Origin of the sequence: Escherichia sp. KTE31 (genome assembly GCF_000407925.1) — a bacterium.
In the GTDB taxonomy this organism is placed as follows: domain Bacteria; phylum Pseudomonadota; class Gammaproteobacteria; order Enterobacterales; family Enterobacteriaceae; genus Escherichia; species Escherichia ruysiae.
Genome location: NZ_KE136722.1, coordinates 232,841 through 255,551 on the forward strand (window position 1 = coordinate 232,841; position 22,711 = coordinate 255,551).

The 22,711-nt window shown below is 50.4% G+C and carries 22 protein-coding genes; 7 read left to right on the plus strand and 15 right to left on the minus strand.

The window, feature by feature from the left end; translation table 11 throughout:
- Positions 1-37: 37 nt before the first annotated feature.
- A complete protein-coding gene (gene hdeB / locus WES_RS19770) occupies positions 38-364 on the plus strand; it encodes an acid-activated periplasmic chaperone HdeB (RefSeq protein WP_016158878.1) in 327 nt (108 codons plus the stop codon).
- A gap of 63 nt (positions 365-427) precedes the next feature.
- A complete protein-coding gene (locus WES_RS19765) occupies positions 428-1,075 on the plus strand; it encodes an MgtC/SapB family protein (RefSeq protein WP_016158879.1) in 648 nt (215 codons plus the stop codon).
- A 52-nt stretch (positions 1,076-1,127) separates the two neighbouring features.
- Here the strand turns inward: WES_RS19765 and WES_RS19760 are convergent, their stop codons facing one another.
- From WES_RS19760 to shuT, 6 genes are read right to left on the minus strand one after another with little or no spacing between them, the layout of a single operon-like run.
- The gene (locus WES_RS19760; RefSeq protein WP_016158880.1) at positions 1,128-1,898 is read right to left on the minus strand and encodes a heme ABC transporter ATP-binding protein; all 771 of its coding nucleotides are present in this window, start codon (positions 1,896-1,898) and stop codon (positions 1,128-1,130) included.
- Positions 1,895-2,887, minus strand: a complete 993-nt coding sequence (gene shuU / locus WES_RS19755) for a heme ABC transporter permease ShuU/ChuU (protein ID WP_000910395.1) — start codon at positions 2,885-2,887, stop codon at positions 1,895-1,897. Before shuU ends, WES_RS19760 begins: the two co-directional genes overlap by 4 nt.
- 51 nt (positions 2,888-2,938) lie before the next feature.
- Complete coding sequence (gene chuY, locus WES_RS19750; protein ID WP_016158881.1) at positions 2,939-3,562, minus strand: anaerobilin reductase; 624 nt, start codon at positions 3,560-3,562, stop codon at positions 2,939-2,941.
- Positions 3,562-4,056, minus strand: a complete 495-nt coding sequence (gene hutX / locus WES_RS19745) for a heme utilization cystosolic carrier protein HutX (protein WP_000020032.1) — start codon at positions 4,054-4,056, stop codon at positions 3,562-3,564. The genes chuY and hutX overlap by 1 nt, the downstream gene beginning before the upstream one ends.
- A 12-nt stretch (positions 4,057-4,068) precedes the next feature.
- On the minus strand, positions 4,069-5,406 hold the full coding sequence (hutW, locus tag WES_RS19740) for a heme anaerobic degradation radical SAM methyltransferase ChuW/HutW (RefSeq protein ID WP_016158882.1): 1,338 nt from the start codon (positions 5,404-5,406) through the stop codon (positions 4,069-4,071).
- A 19-nt stretch (positions 5,407-5,425) separates the two neighbouring features.
- Positions 5,426-6,349 carry a heme ABC transporter substrate-binding protein ShuT gene (gene shuT, locus WES_RS19735; protein WP_024191052.1) on the minus strand — a complete coding sequence of 308 codons (924 nt, stop codon included), beginning with the start codon at positions 6,347-6,349 and terminating at the stop codon, positions 5,426-5,428.
- A 775-nt stretch (positions 6,350-7,124) separates the two neighbouring features.
- Between shuT and chuA the strand changes: the two genes are divergently transcribed.
- Both chuA and chuS read left to right on the plus strand, forming a co-directional pair.
- A complete protein-coding gene (gene chuA, locus WES_RS19730) occupies positions 7,125-9,014 on the plus strand; it encodes a TonB-dependent heme/hemoglobin receptor ChuA/ShuA (RefSeq protein ID WP_309245441.1) in 1,890 nt (629 codons plus the stop codon).
- 48 nt (positions 9,015-9,062) lie between these two features.
- Positions 9,063-10,091 (plus strand): hematinate-forming heme oxygenase ChuS, encoded by a 1,029-nt coding sequence (chuS, locus tag WES_RS19725; RefSeq protein WP_016158884.1) that lies wholly within the window; start codon positions 9,063-9,065, stop codon positions 10,089-10,091.
- Between the two features lie 61 nt (positions 10,092-10,152).
- Here chuS and WES_RS19720 read toward each other — a convergent pair whose 3' ends face one another.
- The 5 genes from WES_RS19720 to arsR all read right to left on the minus strand — a co-directional run bounded on the left by WES_RS19720 (position 10,153) and on the right by arsR (position 13,913).
- On the minus strand, positions 10,153-10,683 hold the full coding sequence (locus WES_RS19720) for a helix-turn-helix domain-containing protein (protein ID WP_000478613.1): 531 nt from the start codon (positions 10,681-10,683) through the stop codon (positions 10,153-10,155).
- Positions 10,684-10,824: 141 nt separating this feature from the next.
- Complete coding sequence (slp, locus tag WES_RS19715) at positions 10,825-11,391, minus strand: outer membrane lipoprotein Slp (protein ID WP_001044202.1); 567 nt, start codon at positions 11,389-11,391, stop codon at positions 10,825-10,827.
- Between the two features lie 386 nt (positions 11,392-11,777).
- Entirely contained in the window at positions 11,778-12,203 is a 426-nt protein-coding gene (gene arsC / locus WES_RS19710) for a glutaredoxin-dependent arsenate reductase (RefSeq protein ID WP_000065770.1), read from the minus strand.
- A 12-nt stretch (positions 12,204-12,215) separates the two neighbouring features.
- On the minus strand, positions 12,216-13,505 hold the full coding sequence (gene arsB, locus WES_RS19705) for an arsenite/antimonite:H(+) antiporter ArsB (protein WP_016158885.1): 1,290 nt from the start codon (positions 13,503-13,505) through the stop codon (positions 12,216-12,218).
- A gap of 54 nt (positions 13,506-13,559) precedes the next feature.
- Positions 13,560-13,913 carry an As(III)-sensing metalloregulatory transcriptional repressor ArsR gene (arsR, locus tag WES_RS19700; RefSeq protein WP_016158886.1) on the minus strand — a complete coding sequence of 118 codons (354 nt, stop codon included), beginning with the start codon at positions 13,911-13,913 and terminating at the stop codon, positions 13,560-13,562.
- A gap of 742 nt (positions 13,914-14,655) precedes the next feature.
- Between arsR and dinQ the strand changes: the two genes are divergently transcribed.
- Complete coding sequence (gene dinQ / locus WES_RS0120825) at positions 14,656-14,739, plus strand: damage-inducible type I toxin DinQ (protein WP_001295215.1); 84 nt, start codon at positions 14,656-14,658, stop codon at positions 14,737-14,739.
- A 53-nt stretch (positions 14,740-14,792) separates the two neighbouring features.
- Here the strand turns inward: dinQ and gorA are convergent, their stop codons facing one another.
- Both gorA and rlmJ read right to left on the minus strand, forming a co-directional pair.
- Complete coding sequence (gene gorA / locus WES_RS19690; RefSeq protein WP_016158889.1) at positions 14,793-16,145, minus strand: glutathione-disulfide reductase; 1,353 nt, start codon at positions 16,143-16,145, stop codon at positions 14,793-14,795.
- A 71-nt stretch (positions 16,146-16,216) separates the two neighbouring features.
- Positions 16,217-17,059, minus strand: a complete 843-nt coding sequence (rlmJ, locus tag WES_RS19685) for a 23S rRNA (adenine(2030)-N(6))-methyltransferase (protein ID WP_010349921.1) — start codon at positions 17,057-17,059, stop codon at positions 16,217-16,219.
- Between the two features lie 262 nt (positions 17,060-17,321).
- Here rlmJ and prlC point away from each other — a divergent pair, with 262 nt between their 5' ends.
- Positions 17,322-19,364, plus strand: coding sequence for an oligopeptidase A (gene prlC / locus WES_RS19680; protein ID WP_016158890.1), 2,043 nt, complete (start codon positions 17,322-17,324; stop codon positions 19,362-19,364).
- Positions 19,365-19,371: 7 nt separating this feature from the next.
- Complete coding sequence (gene rsmJ / locus WES_RS19675) at positions 19,372-20,124, plus strand: 16S rRNA (guanine(1516)-N(2))-methyltransferase RsmJ (protein WP_000686600.1); 753 nt, start codon at positions 19,372-19,374, stop codon at positions 20,122-20,124.
- A gap of 47 nt (positions 20,125-20,171) precedes the next feature.
- Here rsmJ and dtpB read toward each other — a convergent pair whose 3' ends face one another.
- Both dtpB and uspA read right to left on the minus strand, forming a co-directional pair.
- Positions 20,172-21,641 carry a dipeptide/tripeptide permease DtpB gene (dtpB, locus tag WES_RS19670; protein WP_016158891.1) on the minus strand — a complete coding sequence of 490 codons (1,470 nt, stop codon included), beginning with the start codon at positions 21,639-21,641 and terminating at the stop codon, positions 20,172-20,174.
- 299 nt (positions 21,642-21,940) lie between these two features.
- Entirely contained in the window at positions 21,941-22,375 is a 435-nt protein-coding gene (uspA, locus tag WES_RS19665) for a universal stress protein UspA (protein WP_000323571.1), read from the minus strand.
- Between the last annotated feature and the right edge of the window lie 336 nt (positions 22,376-22,711).

The window sequence follows — 22,711 nt, forward strand, 5'->3', positions numbered from 1 at the left end:
TGTTCATATATCAATTATTTATTGAATGGGTTGTAAAATGAATATTGCATCTCTACGTAAAGCCATTGTTTTCGTTGGCGCTGTAGCGGCACTGTCACTGGTTAATGCGCAATCTGCACTGGCAGCTAATGAATCGGCTAAAGATATGACTTGTCAGGAATTTATTGACCTGAATCCGAAAGCGATGACACCTGTTGCATGGTGGATGCTGCATGAAGAAACGGTTTATAAAGGTGGCGATACTGTAACCTTAAATGAAACTGACCTGACTCAGATCCCTAAAGTGATTGAATATTGTAAGAAAAATCCGCAGAAAAATTTGTATACCTTTAAAGATAAATTGGCAAATGTCCTGCCGAATTAACAGGAATAAAGTAAAAAGGAGTAGCAAGCCGAGCCATCTTGCTGCTCCTTTTTGCGTTTTTATATGACTACCGAATTTATTATTCGTTTGATCCTGGCCGCAATTGTTTGTGGTGCTATTGGCATAGAAAGGCAAATACGCGGCAAGGGTGCTGGTTTACGTACTCATGTCTTGATTGGCATGGGCAGTGCGCTGTTCATGATTGTGTCGAAATATGGTTTTGCTGATGTGCTGGCGTTGGATCATGTCGGGCTTGATCCCAGCCGTATTGCCGCTCAGGTCGTCACTGGCGTCGGATTTATCGGTGCGGGGAACATCCTCGTTCGCAATCAAAATATTGTCGGTTTAACGACCGCTGCGGATATTTGGGTAACGGCAGCCATTGGTATGGTGATTGGTAGCGGCATGTATGAACTGGGGATTTACGGTTCCGTGATGACCTTGCTGGTGCTGGAAGTCTTCCATCAATTAACCTTCCGCCTGATGAACAAAAATTACCATTTACAGCTGACGTTAGTGAACGGTAATACGGTATCAATGCTCGACTGGTTTAAGCAGCAGAAAATAAAAACAGATTTAGTTTCGTTGCAGGAAAATGAAGATCATGACGTGGTTTCCATTGATATCCAGCTTCATGCCACGACGTCGATAGAAGACCTGTTGCGATTATTAAAAGGCATGGTAGGGGTGAAAGGCGTTTCAATTAGCTAATCTGTATCGTTATTTATTCGGCAGGAGTACCAGAGCGGTACTCCTGTTGGTTTTAATGATCGAGGACGATCAGTGGTGAGTGGTTGGCAGGATCTTTTAACACGGTAATATCCGCGCCATAGAGCATTGTCAGCGCCTGTTGTGTCAATACGTCCTGCGGTTTGCCATTTGCGACAACCTTTCCTTTTTGCATCAAAACAACACGGTCAGCATAACGGGCTGCAAGATTAAGATCGTGCAATACGCAGCAGACGTTAAATTGCCGTTCGCGAACTAACTGGCGTAATAAACGAAACAGATGTTGTTGATGGTGAATATCCAGCGCCGACGTCGGTTCATCAAGAAATAACCATTTCGGTGAGGGGACAGGTTCCCAGAGTTGCACCAGCAGGCGAGCCAATTGCACACGCTGTTGTTCACCGCCGGATAATTGCCGGTAGTCGCGGTTAGCGAGTGCCTGACAGTCGCATAACGCCATAATCTGCACCGTTTCACCACTCTGATTGCCGGTACGATGCGGATGCCGCCCCATCTGGATAACTTCCTGTACGCTGAATGGAAATTCCATGTGGCTATTTTGACGCATCACGGCCCGGTGTTTCGCCAGTTCGGTGATTGACCATTCATTTAATGGCTTATTAAACAACCGGCATTCGCCGCTATCAGGTTGAAGGTAGCCGGTTAGCTGGCGAAGCAGCGTGGATTTTCCCGCGCCATTAGGGCCGAGAATGGCAACAATTTCTCCGCCGGGAAAAGTCAGCGAGACATTATCAGTCAGACGCCGTCCATGAAGGCTATAAACCAGGTTTTTGGCGCTGATCATGTGATCCTCCGGTTACGCAGAATCAACCACATAAAATAAGGGCCGCCAAGCAGACTGGTTAATAATCCCACGGGCATTTCTGCTGGCTGTACCAGCGTGCGGGCAAGCGTGTCTGCCATCAGCAATAAACAGGCACCGGCGAGGGCAGAGCAAGGGATTAACCAGCGGTGATTTGCCCCGGTCGTCATGCGAATCAGATGCGGGATCACCAGGCCAATAAAGCCGATAATGCCGCTTACCGATACGGCAGCGCCAACCAGCAGTGAGCTAATCAACAGTAATTGCTGGCGTTTACGCTTTACGTTGACGCCGAGGTAATGGGCTTCTTCATCACCAAGCTGGAGTAAATTTAGCGTTCCGGCGAGACAGGTTGTTGCCATAATGGCTGGCAGAATGAATGAACTGGCGACCAATAACGTCGGCCATTGCGCCTGACCGAGATTACCCATCATCCATAATGTCAGTTGTCGTAGCTGCTGTTCATCGCCGATATAGCTCAGTATGCCGATCGCCGCACCGCACAGGGCATTGATGGCGATCCCGGCCAGTAACAATTGCATCATGCTGCCATCGCGATGGCGCTGTGTGATGAGAAAAATGACGGTACAGACCACTAAACTGCCGGCGATGGCAAACACCATTTGCTCATAGAGCACCAGCACCACAGGGAAGGAGAAGGGTAGCACAATAGCAACGCCAACCATTAATGCAGAACCGCTACTGACGCCAAGTAATCCTGGGTCAGCCATTGGGTTGCGAAAAAGCCCCTGCATAATCACCCCGGCGGTTGCCAACGCTGCGCCTACCAGCACTGCCAGTAAAACGCGAGGCAGGCGAATATTCAGCCAGATATCGCGGTATTCCTCATCAAAAAGGGCATCAAAACTGATCTTTAACGCTCCCTGACTGGCACCGAACAGCACCAGAGCAAGCAATAATAGTGATAGCCCCATAAAAACACTGGCGGAAGAAAATGAATCCTTGAGCACGCAAAACTCCATTACGACATTACGGCGCGGATATTCCGCGCCGGGAGGGGATTACGCTGGTTTCAGATCTGGTTCAATCAGACTGTAGATCTGCTTGTTGAGTGTCGGCTGACTGGCCAGTTCAGCAATATGTGCAGCGACATCGGCACGGCGGACAAAACCATGGCATTCCTGATTTTGTATCCGTAACGCTTTACCCGTTGCTGCGCCATCAAGCAGACCGCCTGGACGGAGAATGGCGTAGTCAAGTTGGCTGGTTTGCAGCCAGCTTTCCGCCAGCGTTTTTTCCCGTACTGCCTGACCAAATGCGGCTTTGGCGCGATCTGATAAAAACGGCCAGCTATCTCCGCATCCCAAAGAGGTCACCAGAATCATGCGCTTGATACCGGCCTTTTCGGCCTCATCAATCACTGTTCTGTGCGCCAGATAATCCTGTGCGCCACCCATTGTTGAGATTACAAGCGCATCCGGGCCTGCCGCGCGGCAGGCCGCTGCGACCACGTTGGCATCACAGGCGTCGCCTGTAAAAACCTGCACACCTTGTTGTGCCAGTTTAGCCGCAGCGTCTGTACGGCGAACGACAGCAACGACCGGACGTTGTTCCGCCAGCACCAGTGCAAGCGTTCTGGCTCCAACTCCCTTTCCGCCTGCGCCAAAGAGTAGCCACGGCGTCATCAGGCATGTTCCTTCAGAGATGCCGCCAGAGCATGGAAGGCGCTGACTTGTTCGCTCAGGAGTTGACGATGGTCATCCCTGCCGAGGAAGATTTTCAGCATGGCGCTGCCTTCCTTATTGAAAAAGAGAATAGAGGCAGTGTCCATGCCCATGAATTTACGTTCGATCAAGGCAATATGCGTGCAGTTTTCTGCTTTGATATGCCCGGACATGCCGTGCTTTCCGCGTAGGTTGAAATAGCCGTGACGATGGAAACCCGAAGGCAGTTCTCCGCTAAATTCAAGGATCACATCGGCAGTATGCACCAGCGTGGTGACGTTGCCCCATTCGCAGACGGTATCCCAGACAGTATCGAATTTATCGCCTGACACGACCGTCGGAGAGGGCAGATTTTTCACTACCTCCAGCAGTGTGGTGTTGTATTGTTCGGCGATCGCTTCCAGCGTACCGTCTGGCTCCGTTTTCAAAAATTCCTGTAACGAGACATGGCTCATAAATCACTCCTGTTATGGTTTTCCAAGCGCAATCGCTGGCGCATTAAGTACCTGAATCAGTTCATTAAGAGACTGCAAAATATTGCTTGCCCAGAAACGACCTTCATTGGTCAGCCGCAGGCAAGTTGAAGCATCGCGGCTTAAGCCTTTTTGGTGCCACTGAGCCAGTAACGGCGCGAGTTTTTCGGCATGTGGCGTAAGTTCGTCCAGTGGTACACGCGCCGTTTCAATGCCCGACTGCAAGGTATGACGCCACTGCGCGTTACGTTCGGCGTTACGCATGATCATCATCAGCGGTTTTTTGCCTGCCGCGACGGATTCATGCCAGGTCTGAAGATTACGTTCGTTCATCCAGGAGTAACCATTAACCGAACCGCCAGCGCCGGAACCAAAGGCCAGACAATCGGCACCCTGTTTAATCAGCAGGTTATAGAGATTACGTTCGCGTGTGGTGCGACCCCAGTGGCTGTTACTGATGCAGCGCCAACCGGCATCGTCCATGAAGTCACACCCTTGCAGATAGAGATCGCGACGTTCTGCCGGAGAGGGCACGGTAGTGCGCCCGTTTTCCACGGCTTTGCCCAGCGGCGTGTTGGGCAGGACATTGAGCGCATAGAGATCGACACCATCGAGACCGATATCGCGGGCAATAGCCAGATCTTCTCCCCAGGTTTGCGCATCCTGACCTGGCAGGCCGAACAGCAGATCGCACACCACCGCAGCACGGTCGCGTTTGACCAGGCTTTCCATAAACGCAATGGCGGTTGGGCCATCCGAGGTGCGGGCCATTTTCTTGCGAATTTTGCTGTTAAATGACTGAATACCAATCGAGAAACGATTTGCTCCTGCGTCAAGGCAAGCATCGATTCGGTCAGCATCAAAATTCAGTACCCGGCCTTCAATGGTGATTTCACAATCGGGTGCCAGCGGTAATTTCTCTCGTAGTGTGGTGATGATTCTGGACAAATCGCGCGCAGAGAGCGCGGAAGGCGTGCCGCCACCGAAATAGACCGCGTGGATGGGGGCTGACTGATGCAATACGCTGTCTGCTTCCATTTCTATTTCACGAATCAGGGCGTCGGTGTAACGAGCGCACGCATCTTCGTTAAAACGATTCTGATAAAAACCACAAAACGTGCAGTGTGTCGCGCAAAAAGGAATATGCAGATAAACCAGTCGTTTACGAGGTGAAGTCGTTTGACCAATCATCTCTTGCCAGGTTTGTGCCAGTTGTTCTTTGGCGACCGGAATGGCTCCACGAAACGGCATCATGGCGCGCCTGTCTTTAAATGGCTGGTCTCCGTCTAAAGCAAAATGTGGCGTGAGATCCAGGGTGTTTTTCATGTTCATACGTCTGATTTAAATCCGTTTATTGCGGCCAAAGCTGCTGGTGTAAAGATTCAACGACATCAGCAATACGCGGGCCCATTCCCAGAATCAGGTTTTGATCAACGGTGATAATGCGCTGGTTCTTCCAGGCGGCGGTGTGGGTAATTCCGGCAATAGAACGCAGCCGATTAATATCGCCATCGACCATTTGTGAGGTGACGACAATCACTTCAGGGTTAGCCGCAATCAGCGATTCCGCGCTGTAGCTTTTGTACTGCTGGTGGGTAGCGACGTTTTCTGCACCGGCAAGCGACAGAATGGCGTCTGCGACGCTGCCTTTACCGGCAACCTGTGGCGCACTGCCGCCTGCGGAGAGAATAAACATCGCTTTAACCGGAGCTTTTTTGGCCGCCACGCTTTGCTGTACCCGCTCCAGGCGTTGGTTGATCTGTGTCACCAGCGCGTCGCCTTGTTCAGGAACCTGTAACGTTTTCGCCAGTTGGCGAATGTTGGCGTACATCTGCTCAAGGGTGGCGGGCACACGCGGTAGGGTGACGACGTTGACCTTCTGCGCCCGTAGCTGGTCGAGCACAATTTGCGGCCCGGCATCCTGCCAGGTAATTACGCTATCCGGGCGAAGTGACAAAATGCCTTCACTGCTCAGTTGCTTCCAGTAGCCAATATGCGGCAGTTTGGCGGTTTCTGGTGGATAAGATGTCGTTTCATCGACACCAACCACGCGGTTGCCAGCACCCATCGCGTAGATCAGTTCCGTCAGTGACCCTCCAGCAACCACGATACGTTCGGTCGCCGTTGCGCTAAAAGCCCAGCTAAGAGCCAGTACTGCCGTAAACAGTTTTTTCATGGGGATATGATTTACCGTGGTCTTCGCGGCAGAGGCCACGGCTGAAATACATAACGTTAGTGGGGAAAAAAGACACGGCCTGGTGGTGATCCTTGGCATCATATGAGAACTCTTATCAAATTGAGAATGATCATGATTATCATTTGAGTTATATATGAAATACCACCATCGATTCAATACGCAAGGCGTTACAAGCGTATTTATTTTTGATTTTTATCAAGATGATTCGTCAGCTAACGTTATTGTTACCGACTAAATTTGAGGGTGGGGAAAAGGCGAAATACCAGCAATGTTGCGGGTTGCAGGGCAAAGAGATAGCAAAATTATTGCAGTTAACGACAAAGATTCGTTACGGCACGGTGGGGCGAATTGTGACAAGGAGGCTGTGGTTGATGAGACATAAACAGATTTTATAACCCCCTGTTTAGTGTGTTAATAGCGGTTAAAAAAAGCTTGATCATAAAAAATTGATCGATAATAATTCTCATTATCAAGTTGGTATTTAACAACACATGATCATATGGATAATGAAACTATAACTTTTGTAAGGGATAACGCACTGCACTCTTCACTCCAGACGTGGTGTATCACCAGGCCTGATAAAGAGGGCGTGTATTTGCGCAACTGTCAGAAATACCAGGTAATTTCACGAGATATAAACGCCAATTAACTCACCTGGCTAATACTATCGCTTTGAATCGTAAATAAATTTATTTTCGCCAGCCACCCCGGTTTTTACCCAGGCAGCCAGCATTTTTTATTTTCCTCATGGAGAATCGCTATGTCACGTCCGCAATTTACCTCGTTGCGCTTGAGTTTGTTGGCTTTGGCTGTTTCCGCCAGCTTGCCGACGATTGCTTTTGCTACTGAAACCATGACTGTTACTGCAACGGGGAATGCCCGCAGTTCCTTCGAAGCGCCAATGATGGTCAGCGTTATCGACACTTCCGCCCCTGAAAACCAAACGGCCACTTCAGCCACCGATCTGCTGCGCCATGTTCCTGGGATTACTCTTGATGGTACGGGACGCACAAATGGTCAGGATGTGAATATGCGTGGCTATGATCATCGCGGCGTGCTGGTTCTTGTCGATGGTGTTCGTCAGGGAACTGATACCGGACACCTGAATGGTACTTTTCTCGATCCGGCGCTGATCAAACGTGTTGAGATTGTCCGTGGGCCTTCGGCATTACTGTATGGCAGTGGCGCGCTGGGAGGGGTTATCTCCTACGATACGGTCGATGCAAAAGATTTATTGCAGGAAGGACAAAGCAGTGGTTTTCGTGTCTTTGGCACTGGCGGCACGGGAGACCATAGCCTGGGGCTGGGCGCCAGTGCTTTTGGGCGAACTGAAAATCTGGATGGTATTGTGGCCTGGTCCAGTCGCGATCGTGGTGATTTACGCCAGAGCAATGGTGAAACCGCGCCGAATGACGAGGCTATCAACAACATGCTGGCGAAAGGAACCTGGCAAATTGATTCTGCCCAGTCTCTGAGCGGGTTAGTGCGTTATTACAATAACGACGCGCGTGAACCAAAAAATCCGCAGACCGTTGAGGCTTCTGATAGCAGCAACCCGATGGTTGATCGCTCAACGATTCAACGTGATGCGCAGCTTGCTTATAAACTCGCCCCGTTGGGCAACGACTGGTTAAATGCCGATGCAAAAGTTTACTGGTCGGAAGTCCGTATTAATGCGCAGAACACGGGGAGTTCCGGCGAGTATCGTGAACAGACAACAAAAGGTGCCAAACTGGAGAACCGTTCCACTCTGTTTGCCGACAGTTTTGCCTCTCATCTGCTGACATATGGCGGTGAGTATTATCGTCAGGAACAACATCCTGGCGGTGCGACGACGGGCTTCCCGCAAGCGAAAATCGATTTCAGCTCTGGCTGGCTGCAAGATGAGATAACCTTACGCGATCTGCCGATTACCTTGCTTGGCGGAACCCGCTATGACAGCTATCGCGGTAGCAGCGACGGCTACAAAGATGTGGATGCCGACAAATGGTCGTCTCGTGCAGGGATGACTATCAACCCGACCAACTGGCTGATGTTATTTGGTTCGTATGCACAGGCATTCCGCGCCCCGACGATGGGCGAAATGTATAACGATTCTAAGCACTTCTCGATTGGTCGTTTCTATACCAACTATTGGGTGCCGAACCCGAATTTGCGTCCGGAAACCAACGAAACTCAGGAGTACGGCTTTGGGCTGCGTTTTGATGACCTGATGTTGTCCAATGATGCCCTGGAATTTAAAGCCAGCTACTTTGATACCAAAGCGAAGGACTACATCTCCACTACCGTCGATTTCGCAGCGGCGACGACCATGTCGTATAACGTCCCGAACGCCAAAATCTGGGGTTGGGATGTGATGACGAAATATACCACTGATCTGTTTAGCCTTGATGTGGCCTATAACCGTACCCGTGGCAAAGACACCGACACCGGTGAATATATCTCCAGCATTAATCCGGATACTGTTACCAGCACCCTGAATATTCCCATTGCCCACAGCGGCTTCTCTGTCGGTTGGGTCGGTACGTTTGCCGATCGCTCAACACATGTCAGCAGCAGTTACAGTAAACAACCGGGCTACGGCGTGAATGATTTCTACGTTAGTTATCAAGGACAGCAGGCGCTCAAAGGCATGACCACCACTCTTGTACTGGGCAACGCCTTCGATAAAGAGTACTGGTCGCCGCAGGGTATCCCGCAGGATGGTCGTAACGGAAAAATTTTCGTGAGTTATCAATGGTAATCATCTGCCCCGATATTTCGGGGCGTTTATCTGGAAGGAAGAGAGACAATGAACCACTACACACGCTGGCTTGAGTTAAAAGAACAAAATCCCGGAAAGTACGCGCGTGACATCGCAGGTTTAATGAATATTAGCGAAGCAGAGCTGGCATTTGCCCGCGTCACGCACGATGCGTGGCGGATGCGTGGCAATATTCGTGAAATTCTGGCGGCACTGGAAAGCGTTGGCGAAACCAAATGCATTTGCCGGAACGAATATGCTGTTCATGAGCAGATTGGTGCTTTCACGAACCAGCATTTGAACGGTCATGCCGGATTAATACTCAACCCGCGCGCGCTGGATTTGCGACTGTTTCTCAATCAGTGGGACAGTGTTTTCCATATAAAAGAAACCACGGCTCGCGGCGAACGCCAGAGTATTCAGTTCTTTGATCATCAGGGCGATGCGTTACTGAAAGTTTATGCCACCGACAATACTGACATGGCGGCATGGAGCGAGCTTCTGGGGCGTTTTATCGTCGAAGAGAATACGCAGCTTGAGTTAAAAGCCGCTGATGCGACTGCCGCACAAACCGACGTAGATGCCAGTGTGGTCGAGCAAGAGTGGCGGGCGATGACCGACGTTCATCAGTTTTTTACGTTGCTCAAGCGCCACAACCTGACGCGCCAACAAGCGTTCAATCTGGTGGCGGACGATTTGGCCTGCAAAGTATCCAACAGTGCGTTGGCGCAAATTGTTGAATCTGCACAGCAGGATGGCAATGAAATCATGGTGTTTGTTGGCAACCGTGGCTGCGTACAGATTTTCACCGGTGTGGTAGAAAAAGTGGTGCCAATGAAAGGTTGGCTGAATATTTTCAACCCGACGTTTACTCTTCATCTATTAGAAGAGAGCATTGCTGAAGCCTGGGTTACCCGTAAACCGACCAGCGATGGCTACGTAACCAGTCTGGAATTGTTTGCCCATGATGGTACGCAGATTGCGCAGCTCTATGGTCAACGTACAGAAGGCGAACAGGAGCAAGCGCAATGGCGTAAACAGATTGCGGCATTGACGCAGGAAGGTGTTACTGCGTAAAGCGTAATTGTGCGGAGGTCTGGCGGTCGCCGGGCCTCTTTATAAATATCAGCTGGCGAGTTCAGACCAGATAATCAATATGTTGATGACGTACCAGTTCGTTGATCCGCTTAAGGTTAAGAATCATCATAATATTGTGTTTATGGCAATAGAATGTTTTCAGCGAAATTTTTAATTTCCCCAGAATATCTTCCGTCGTCATTTGATTAGCAATGCAGGTCAGAACCTGATGTTGTTTGCATGAGAGTGACACATCCGCTTCTGGCACAGAACAGTAACTGCCATTAAGCAGCGCGACAAAGTCAATAATCGTAATATTTCTCTGGACAAAGGTTACCGGGACTTTTCCCAGACAACGTTTAATATTAAACGGTGAGAAAACAATGACATGAACAGGCTTCAGATGTTCAATTTTGTTGAGTATTGAAGAATGAAAGACATTATTCATTAACGTGTCAATAATCACTAAGGCATTCTGATGCAATGTTAAGTCGATCTCTTCTTCGTTCTGTATATGAACGACATTACCCTTACTTAAAATATTTTTCATGGCGGTGAAAAACATTGTATCCCTGGTAATTATAAGAAACATAACCGACTCCTGTTGCGGACATTAACTTTATAATCAGGTGCCAAAGGTAATAAATAGAGAGGATATTATAATTATAGTTATATATAAATATTCATACTAAAGATGCAGATATTTGAAAAATATCTGCATCTTTAAACTAAATCATTTCACCAGTTCTGGTGTTACCTGGCTAACCGCATTAGTGTAGTAAGGTGCGCCCCAGCCTGGTTCAGGCCAGAATGCGCCGTAGCCGTAATCCCACAGGTTGTAGGTGGTGTTGACCACTTCTCTCAAATGCCACACCTGAATACCTTGTACATTCACGTCAACGAAGTTATACGGGACTTTATTGATAAATCCAGGTTGTTCGCCCTGAATTGTGCCGAGAACGGTAACAAAGTGATTGCGGTAGTTCACTGGGTCAAGGAAGCCATTTTGTCTGGCGAGCAGGCGACCCTGATAGTTGGCTTCAATTTCAGGTTTGGCATAGCTATCCAGCGGTAATACGGCGATTTCTAACAACGTATCTGTTTTGCCGTTAATAACGTTGATAACCTTACCGCCAAAGCGTGCCTGTTGACCAACATACAAATTTGGTTGGTTATGAACAGCAACAAAACTTTTTTGAATATCAGGTTGGTTATTGCCTTTGATATTTTGCGGAATCGAACTACATGCGGCAAGAAAAAATGAAAGGCTGAAGATGAGTGCACCTTTTGTCTTGTTCATGTTACTATCCTTATCAACAAATGTTAAAACCATAATAGATATTTCTTTATAGTTTTCATCCGATTCTTAGGCGATATGCCCGATAGTAACGTAAACCTGTCTGATATTTATATCCTTGAACATTAGTCCCGGATAGCATTGACATATGAAGTTATTATCCGCCTCCTTGTAATATTAGTTCTTTATTTAATTATTATAATGAGTTTATTTTTTCTCTCATGTTACATGGAGTACTAATTATTAGCATTATGGGGATAACCATTTATTAAAATGGAAACTATTTATCCGCGAGGGCAGGAAGCGCAATTTACTGAAATTGCACGATCATGCATCCGGTAAGAAATGATACGCGTTCGTCAGAGATTGGGGGCACAGCCCCCCTTTGTTTATTTTAATCGTTTACCCGAATCATCAACCACTTTCTCGCCATCTTCCTTGCTGAACGCGCCTTTTTGCGCATCTGGCAGGATCTCCAGCACCACTTCCGAAGGACGGCAAAGACGGGTTCCCAGCCGCGTTACCACGATTGGACGGTTAATCAGAATCGGGTGTTGCAACATAAAGTCGATTAACCGATCGTCAGTAAATTTATCTTCTGCCAGACCCAGTTCCTCATACGGTTCAACGTTTTTACGCAGCAGAGCGCGAACAGAAATCCCCATATCAGCAATGAGTTTTACCAGCTCATCACGAGTCGGCGGGGTTTCCAGATAGTGGATAATGGTCGGTTCTGTACCGCTGTTGCGGATCATCTCCAGCGTGTTACGCGACGTGCCGCAGGCCGGGTTGTGATAAATGGTAATGTTGCTCATATCAGTATCTCATTACAAAGTGAAAGAGAGGCGTAGCGCCAGCGCCACCAGCGTTACAAACAGTACCGGCAGGGTCATGATAATTCCTGTGCGGAAGTAATATCCCCAGGTAATCGTCATATTCTTCTGCGAAAGTACGTGCAGCCAGAGCAGCGTTGCCAGGCTACCAATAGGTGTAATTTTCGGCCCCAGATCGCAGCCAATAACGTTGGCGTAAACCATCGCTTCTTTGATCACACCAGACGCCGTGCTGCTATCAATAGACAACGCACCAACCAGTACCGTAGGCATATTGTTCATGATCGAAGAGAGGAAGGCGGTGAGGAATCCGCTGCCCAGCGTCGCCGCCCACAGACCGTTATCTGCCAGTACGTTGAGTACGCCAGAAAGGTAATCTGTCAGTCCCGCATTGCGCAGGCCATAAACCACCAGATACATACCGAGCGAGAAGATGACAATCTGCCAGGGTGCACCGCGCAGGACTTTACCCGTATTAATCGCATGACCGCGTTTAGCGACGACAAATAATATCAGTGCGCCCACTGCCGCAATGGCGCTTACCGGAATGCCGAGCGGTTCCAGGACGAAAAATCCCACCAACAGAAGCAGTAAAACAACCCAGCCAGTTTTGAACGTAGCAGGATCTTTAATCGCTTCTGCGGGAGATTTTAGCAGCGCCATATCGTAGTTCTGCGGAATATCTTTGCGGAAATAGAGATGCAACATCACCAGCGTGGCCAGTATCGCGGCGATATCCACCGGCACCATTACCGAAGCATATTCGCGAAAGCCAAGACCAAAGAAATCTGCCGAAACGATATTCACCAGGTTCGAGACGATAAGCGGCAGGCTGGCGGTATCGGCAATGAATCCGGCCGCCATCACAAACGCCAGCGTAGTGCCTTTACTGAAACCTAATGCCAGCAGCATGGCGATGACAATCGGCGTTAAAATAAGCGCCGCGCCATCATTGGCAAACAGAGCTGCAACGGCGGCACCGAGCAGGACAATCCAGGTAAACAGCAGGCGACCACGACCATTGCCCCAGCGTGAAACGTGCAGCGCCGCCCATTCGAAAAAGCCGGACTCATCCAGCAGCAGACTGATGATAATAACGGCAATAAATGCGGCAGTTGCATTCCAGACGATATTCCACACTACAGGAATATCGCCAGGATGAACCACACCTGTAACTAACGCCAGTATTGCGCCCAGCGTTGCACTCCAGCCGATGCCTAAACCTTTCGGTTGCCAGATAACCAATACGATGGTCAGGACAAAGATAGCGCCTGCCAGTAACATAATGCCTCCCGGATATAACACATGCGAAAATTCATATGTGTTTAGATAGAATTTTTAACTGCAAATGTTCTTATTGTCTGCGGAACAATTTTGTCGGACCAGGTTACGGACAATCGCCTGAACCTTTTCCTGTTCACATCGCCAGGTCTGCTCAATAATTTTTGCAGCCCAGGAAGGAATATGCGGCGATAAGCGGTAATGAACCCACTTACCTTGCTTGCGATCCAGCAATAAACCGCTTTCCCGCAGCAATGCCAGGTGGCGTGAGATCTTGGGCTGCGACTGATTCAGGGCCGTACAGAGATCACACACGCATAACTCACCCATCTCACTGAGCAGTAATACGATGCCCAGGCGGGTCTCATCGGCAAGAATTTTGAAGAGTTGGATGGGTAAAAGAAATGACATATTGCGCTCCTGATTGTTGCAGGCAGTGTCTCTCTTCAAAACGGATAAGTCAAAAACATATATGGTTTAACGGATGAGTAGGTGCAAAGGAAGGTAATGGGTGTGAATTTTGAGTTGGGTATTCATTTGAAAGGCGGTCTGAATCAGGGCGTAAAAAAACCGACTTTGCGTCGGTTTTTTACTTTCCAGCCCTGAGTTGGTGGCTCTGGCTGGAGTGAGAATGCCCACATCTAACGGTTCAATACTATTAGCCAGTGGCTAACATTGCAAGCGTTAGCGATTTCTTCAGCTGGCGAAGGGACAGTTTGCTATACATGTTGGTGAAAGAGGATTTATATACTTTCATCGGGTCGCTGCCGTACCAAGCCTTGTCCGAATCCGGACGTAAAAAAACCGACTTCGCGTCGGTTTTTTACTTTGCAGCCCAGAGTTGGTGGCTCTGGCTGGAGTGAGAATGCCATCATCTAACGCATCAATGCTAATACCATACTGAAACTATTGCAAGGACATGCTGGTTTTATAACCTGCATGTACTGTATGATTATCCAGTTAGTTCTGAGGCATTTTCACTCTGGTAATGCGCATAAACGCTTTCAAAGTCCTGGTCAGAAGTACGGGTGGTGCCGTTAACTGATGCTCTGGCCGGAGTGAGAATGCCCACATCTAACAATGGGGCATGCACCGTGACAGGCAGTGGATGAGTAAGCGGATGCATTCTCACTCCATCGCATGGAGAAAACGGGTGATTGATAAAGCAATCATCGTTCTTGGGGCGTTAATTGCGCTACTGGAACTGATCCGCTTTCTGCTTCAGCTTCTGAACTGATAGCGGAAACGTAGCTAAGGGCAAAGAGCACACCACTCTTTGCCCTTTAACATTTAACGCATGGTCACGAACTCTTCTGCCGCCGTCGGGTGAATGGCAACCGTGTTGTCGAAGTCTTTTTTGGTTGCGCCCATCTTCAGCGCCACCGCGAAGCCCTGCAACATTTCGTCCATGCCAAAACCAATGCCGTGAATACCGACAATTTTCTCTTCCGGTCCAACGCACACCAGCTTCATGCGGCACGGCTGGCGGTGAGTGGTGACGGCGGTATACATCGCGGTGAAAGACGATTTATACACTTTCACCTGATCATCGCCGTACTGCTCGCGCGCCTGCGGTTCCGTTAAACCAACAGTACCAATCGGCGGATGGCTGAAGACCACGGTCGGAATGTTGCTGTAATCCAGATGCTCATCCGGCTTGTTGTTAAACAGCCGTTCAGAGAGACGGCGACCCGCCGCCACCGCGACCGGCGTCAGTTCCACTGCACCTGTGTTATCGCCCACCGCGTAAATACCTTCAACGTTAGTATTTTGATATTTATCGACGACGATATAGCCTTTTTCGTTGGTTTTAACGCCAGCGGCTTCGAGGTTGATGTTGTCATTGGCAGGTTCACGTCCAATCGCCCAAATCAGGCAATCCACCGTTTCACTGCGACCATCTTCCAGCTCCAGCGTCAGGCTGCCATCGGCATTTTTCACCACCGCTTTCGGGATTGCATTGGTGTGCAGCTGCGGGCCTTCAGCGTTCATCACTTCGACCAGTGTTTCAGTGATCATCGGGTCAAAGCTGCGCAGCGGCGCGTGTTTACGCACAAACAGATGCGTCTTCGCGCCGAGGCCGTTAATAACGCCAGCCAGTTCAACGGCGATGTAACCCGCACCAACCACTGCCACGCGCTCTGGCAAAGCGGGTAGGGCAAAGAAACCATCGGAATCAATGCCATATTCCACGCCCGGAATATCTGGGTGGCTTGGACGACCACCGGTGGCGATCAGAATATGATCGGCCGTAATGGTTTCACCGTTAACTTCCAGCGTTCTGGCATCAACGAAGCGAGCAAAGCCCTTGATTACATCGACGTTATTTTTACCGAGTACGTTTTCATAGGAAGTATGAATACGGTCGATATAGGCGGTACGGCTGGCGATCAACGTTTCCCAGTTGAACTTATTGATGGTGGTATCAAAGCCATAATCCGGGCCGTACATGTGGATCGCTTCGCGGATTTGCGCCGCGTGCCACATCACTTTTTTCGGCACGCAGCCAACATTCACGCAGGTGCCGCCCAGTTCTTTGGCTTCAATCAGCGCGCATTTCTGACCGTACATAGCCGCGCGGTTGATGGAGGCGATACCGCCGCTGCCGCCGCCGATGGCGATGTAATCATAGTGTTTAGTCATGACATATTGTCCTTATCGTTGATTACCGCGATTGTAGCGCGAGACGTAATAGGTGCCAGCGATGGTTGCAATTACTCTGGCACGATCCAGCTTACGGTGGCGTGCCCGGTGCCTGCCGGAACCAGTTTGCTGTGCAGCCACGGCAGCACGTTGTTCATTTGCTGCTCCAGCTTCCACGGTGGATTAATCACAATCATGCCGGAAGCGGTCATACCACGGCGGTCGCTGTCCGGCAGCACCGCCAGTTCAATTTGCAGAATTTTGCGAATGCCGGTCGCTTCCAGGTCGTGGATCATGCGCTTGATCTGCTGGCGCAGCACCACCGGATACCACAGCGCGTAGGTGCCGGTAGCGAAACGTTTGTAGCCTTCTGCTATCCCGCTGACCACCGCCTGATAGTCGGTTTTCATTTCATACGGTGGGTCGATAAGTATCAAACCACGGCGGGAAACTGGCGGCAGTTTTGCTTTCAGTTGCAGGAAACCGTCGGCTTTTTCTACGCGCGCACGGCTGTCTTTCTGAAATTCAGAACGCAGCAACGGGTAATCGCTCGGGTGTAGCTCGGTCAGTTGCAGGCTGTCTTGTTCACGCAGTAACTGACGGGCAATCAACGGCGAACCGGGGTAGTAACGCAACTGTCCGCTACGGTTGAAGTGTTTTACCACATTGATGTACGGCTCCAGTTCTGCGGGCAAATCGTCCTGCTGCCAGATACGGGCGATGCCTTCGAGATATTCGCCAGTACGCTCGGCGTGTTCGCTGCTTAACTGATAACGCCCGGCACCCGCGTGGGTATCGAGATAGAGAAACGGTTTATCTTTCTCTTTCAGCGACTCGATGATCAGGCTCTGAACGGTATGTTTAAGGACGTCGGCGTGGTTGCCAGCGTGAAAGCTGTGGCGATAACTGAGCATGGGTAAAGGTGTTCCGGTAAGTAAAAATCGGCCCGTATTCGGGGCGCACAAAAGCATATCAGGACAGTATACCGAAAAGAGGACGTCGCCGCGAAAGCGTAACGTTTCTCATTGAAATTCACTACACTTAACCCCATGCTATTACCCATTACGCGTCGGATGGCATCGGCCTATTAACGTAGGTCGGATAAGACGTCTGCGTCGCCTCCGGCGAAAGCGCCTGTGAGCGTTTCGTTCCCTCTATTTAACCAGGACTGTACCTATGACGAATCCGTTACTGACTCCCTTTGAATTGCCGCCGTTTTCTAAAATTCTCCCGGAACATGTCGTTCCTGCTGTCACTAAGGCGCTGAACGACTGCCGCGAAAATGTGGAGCGCGTGGTAGCGCAGGGGGCACCGTACACCTGGGAAAATCTCTGCCAGCCGCTTGCGGAAGTGGACGATGTGCTGGGACGTATTTTCTCCCCGGTCAGCCACCTGAACTCGGTGAAAAATAGCCCGGAACTGCGTGAAGCGTACGAACAAACGCTGCCGCTGCTGTCGGAATACAGCACCTGGGTAGGGCAACACGAAGGGCTGTACAAAGCGTACCGCGATCTGCGCGATGGCGATCATTACGCCACGCTGAACACGGCGCAGAAGAAAGCGGTTGATAACGCGCTGCGTGATTTTGAACTCTCTGGCATCGGCCTGCCGAAAGAGAAACAGCAACGCTACGGTGAGATTGCCACCCGTCTTTCTGAGCTGGGCAACCAGTACAGCAACAACGTCCTCGATGCGACGATGGGCTGGACCAAACTCGTTACCGACGAAGCGGAACTGGCGGGGATGCCAGAAAGCGCGCTGGCTGCGGCAAAAGCCCAGGCTGAAGCGAAAGAACTGGAAGGCTACCTGCTGACGCTGGATATCCCAAGCTACTTGCCGGTAATGACCTACTGCGACAATCAGGCTTTGCGTGAAGAGATGTATCGCGCTTACAGCACCCGCGCCTCCGATCAAGGCCCGAACGCCGGTAAGTGGGACAACAGCAAGGTGATGGAAGAGATCCTCACCCTGCGTCACGAACTGGCGCAACTGCTGGGCTTTGAAAACTACGCCTTCAAATCGCTCGCCACTAAAATGGCAGAAAACCCGCAGCAGGTGCTTGATTTCTTAACCGACCTGGCAAAACGTGCGCGTCCGCAAGGTGAAAAAGAGCTGGCGCAACTGCGCGCCTTCGCCAAAGCCGAATTTGGCGTCGATGAGTTGCAGCCGTGGGATATCGCATACTACAGCGAAAAACAGAAACAGCACCTCTACAGCATCAGTGACGAACAACTGCGTCCGTACTTCCCGGAAAACAAAGCGGTTAACGGCCTGTTTGAAGTGGTGAAACGTATTTACGGCATCACCGCGAAAGAGCGTAAAGATGTTGATGTCTGGCACCCGGATGTACGTTTCTTCGAACTGTATGATGAGAACAACGAACTGCGCGGCAGCTTCTACCTCGACCTGTATGCCCGTGAGAACAAGCGCGGCGGGGCGTGGATGGATGACTGCGTAGGCCAGATGCGCAAAGCCGACGGCTCGCTGCAAAAACCGGTCGCGTATCTGACCTGTAACTTCAACCGCCCGGTGAACGGTAAACCGGCACTGTTTACCCATGACGAAGTGATCACCCTGTTCCACGAGTTCGGTCACGGCCTGCACCATATGCTGACCCGCATCGAAACTGCCGGTGTTTCCGGGATCAGCGGGGTGCCGTGGGATGCGGTCGAACTGCCGAGCCAGTTTATGGAAAACTGGTGCTGGGAGCCGGAGGCGCTGGCGTTTATCTCCGGTCATTATGAAACCGGCGAACCACTGCCGAAAGAGCTGCTGGATAAAATGCTGGCGGCGAAGAACTACCAGGCGGCGCTGTTTATTCTGCGCCAATTAGAGTTCGGTCTGTTCGATTTCCGCCTCCATGCAGAGTTCCGCCCGGATCAGGGAGCGAAAATCCTCGAAACCCTGGCAGAAATCAAAAAACTGGTTGCCGTGGTGCCGTCTCCGTCATGGGGTCGTTTCCCACATGCATTTAGCCATATCTTTGCCGGTGGTTATGCCGCAGGTTACTACAGCTACCTGTGGGCCGATGTGCTGGCGGCGGATGCCTTTTCGCGCTTTGAGGAAGAGGGGATCTTCAACCGTGATACTGGACAGTCGTTCCTCGACAACATTCTGAGCCGTGGCGGTTCAGAAGAGCCTATGGAACTGTTCAAACGCTTCCGTGGTCGCGAACCGCAACTGGATGCGATGCTGGAGCATTACGGCATTAAGGGCTGATCATTCAGTGAAAATCTGTTTAATTGATGAATCGGGCGCCGGAGACGGCGCCTTATCTGTTCTGGCGACCCGCTGGGGGCTGGAACATGATGAAGACAACCTGATGGCGCTGGTATTAACGCCGGAGCATCTGGAACTGCGTAAGCGTGATGAGCCGAAACTTGGCGGCATTTTCGTTGATTTTGTCGGCGGGGCAATGGCGCACCGACGCAAATTCGGCGGTGGTCGCGGTGAGGCGGTAGCAAAAGCGGTGGGCATTAAAGGCGATTATCTGCCGGATGTCGTCGACGCCACCGCAGGGCTGGGGCGCGATGCCTTTGTGCTGGCTTCGGTCGGCTGTCGCGTGCGGATGCTGGAACGTAATCCAGTGGTTGCCGCATTGCTCGACGATGGCCTGGCGCGTGGCTATGCCGATGCGGAAATCGGCGGCTGGTTGCAGGAGCGTTTGCAGTTAATTCACGCCTCCAGCCTGACGGCGCTGACCGATATTACTCCGCGCCCGCAGGTGGTCTATCTTGACCCGATGTTCCCACATAAGCAGAAAAGCGCGCTGGTGAAAAAAGAGATGCGTGTGTTTCAGTCGCTGGTGGGGCCGGATCTCGATGCCGATGGGTTGCTGGAGCCTGCGCGGTTGCTGGCGACCAAACGCGTGGTGGTGAAGCGCCCGGACTATGCGCCGCCGCTGGCGAATGTCGCCACACCGAACGCGGTTGTTACCAAAGGGCATCGCTTTGATATTTATGCGGGTACGCCGGAGTAAAAGTAAAACGGGTAGCGTTATAGCTACCCGTTTTTCTGCAAAAATAATTAATGGCTTTCCGGTGTCTCAATCATTCGTTTCAGCCAGGGCACCATCATCAACATCACTACTGCAACGCCCAGCGTGACCAGACCAATCTTACCAAACACGTTGGTGTAGACAGGTAACGTCTCAAGCGGATCGGTAATATTGTCTGGCACTGCGGTAAATGTTGCCACATAGCCGCCGAGCAAGAACGCGGCAGCCTGCGTCAGAAACCACATCCCCAGAATAAAACCCATCAAATGCTGCGGCACCAGAGCAGCAACCATTGCCAGCCCCAGGGCGCTAATAAACAGTTCACCCAGGCTCTGGAACAAGTAAACCAGCACGATAAACCACGGTGATGTCAGCCCCTGCGCATCAGCAAACCACATCCCCGCAGCGGCGGCAGTCAGAAAACCCAGCGAGCACATAAACATGCCGAGAGTAAATTTCATCGGCATCGAGAGGTCTTTGCCTTTGTTACCCAGATGAGTGTAAATGCCCGCCAGTATTGGGCTGGCGAGTACCACCCAGAACGGGTTAAGCGCCTGGAAGCTGACCGGGTTGATGGAAAAACCGAGAATTTCATGATGCACGTTGTTGATGGCAAAGAAGTTCAGCGACGTTGGCATCTGGGCGTAGAGGATGTAAAACACCACCGCTTCGAGCATCAGCACAAAGGCGACGAACATTTTATTGCGCCCGGTTTTATCCAGCTTGAATGCCTGGCGGAAGAAGATAATGGTGACAACGATGGAGAGGACGATCAGTACCAGATTGGCGACTTCTACGTTGTGCATCAGCCATGCACAGACGAAGATCATCACTACGCTGCCAATCAACACGTACAACAGTTTGCCGAAGTTCAGTGGTCGGAAGTCTGGATCTGAACCAATATTTTGCACCATCCCGCGACAGGCGATGTAGACCAGTAGCGCGACAATCAAACCTACCCCGCACAGGTTATAGGTAACGGAATAACCAAATCTATCGGCAATCACTGGTGCCAGCGACAGCGCCACCAATGAACCAATATTGATCGACATGTAAAACAGAGTGAAAGCACCATCCAGACGCGGGTCTTTCGGTGGATAGCATTTAGAAAGCAGGCTTGCCGGGTTGGCTTTAAACAAGCCGTTGCCGACGGCAATAGTGCCCAGGGCGATGAAAATCAGATCAGGCTTAAGTAGCGACATTCCGGTCATGAAGTAACCAATCGCCAGCACAATAGCCCCAAGAACAATGGTGCGTTTAGTCCCAAGTAGGTGGTCGCCGACATAGCCACCAATGGAGATAAGTCCATAGACTAGCGCAGCAAAAGCGCCAAAGGTGACAAAGGCCTGCTCTTGTGAGAATCCGAGCTGTTTAACGAAGAAAACTGCCAGCACGCCTTGCACGCCGTAGTAGCCGAATCGCTCCCATAATTCGACAAAAAAGATCATGAAAAATGGGCGAGGTTGTTGCAGCATCCCGGTGGGTGTTGTTGTATTCATATTTATTAACCTTCCAATACCATCCTGAAAAGTATGAACGCGTAAGTGATTGCGCGCGAAAGATTTTACAGATGTCTAAGATTTTTAATATTGATGTGGTAAATAGTTATATGCACTATTTCTACAGAAAACAACCAGCTAATCATGCTGGTTGTTTGAAGTAAGGTGGTTTTAGATTCTGATTTTTGAGGTGCTGAAAATTTGGATAGCTCTATGTATCTATGAGCCTGCAGGCCAGGAGTGCGCAAAAGCAGAACGCCCGCATAAGCGGGCGTCGGGAGCAAGTCGGGAGGGGATGATTATTCTTCTTCGTCGCGCAGCGGAACAATCAGCATATCAACGTGAACGGTGTTGATCAGTTGACGCGCGGAAGACATCAGTTTGCTCCAGAAGTCCTGGTGATGACCACAAACAACCAGATCCATATCGTATTTCTTGATTGCATCCACCAGAACCTGACCCAGATCGCCGCTGCCGCTCAGGGTTTCAGTGATTGGGTAACCTGCGTTGGTGGAGAGCTCGGTCAGCGCGTGATGAGTCTCTTCGGAGATGCGTTTCTGCATATCACCCAGATTCACATCAATAAGCCCGGTGTATAGGTCAGAGTAGTTTACATCTACGTGGATCAGAGAAACCTTCGCATTGTAGGGGCGAGCCATAGAGACTGCTTTCTCTACCAGAACTTTGCTTTCCGGGGAGAGATCGACCGCGATGAGAATGTGTTTATAAGCCATAGTGTTACTCCTTCCATAAAGTTGTCGATGACTGGCCAGCTAGCGTTTCTTGTGCCGTTACGTCACCCGCGTCCTGCGAACTACGTGCGCGGGGCTAACCCAGCCGTAAAGATTCAGTGTTAAGACCATCCTTACCTTATAGCGACCCGGATGATCCGTCAATCCGCCTTGCTTACCAATCAGATAATCAAATTTTCGAGATGAATATATTGATAGTGGTTAACCTTATGGAAAAAAAACAAGCTGATCTCCTACACTATCTATAGAGCCGCTCGGATGTGTGTCACGACAAAAGCGGTTTCTCCAGGACCTGGTGTTAACTGATTGGCAGCGTAT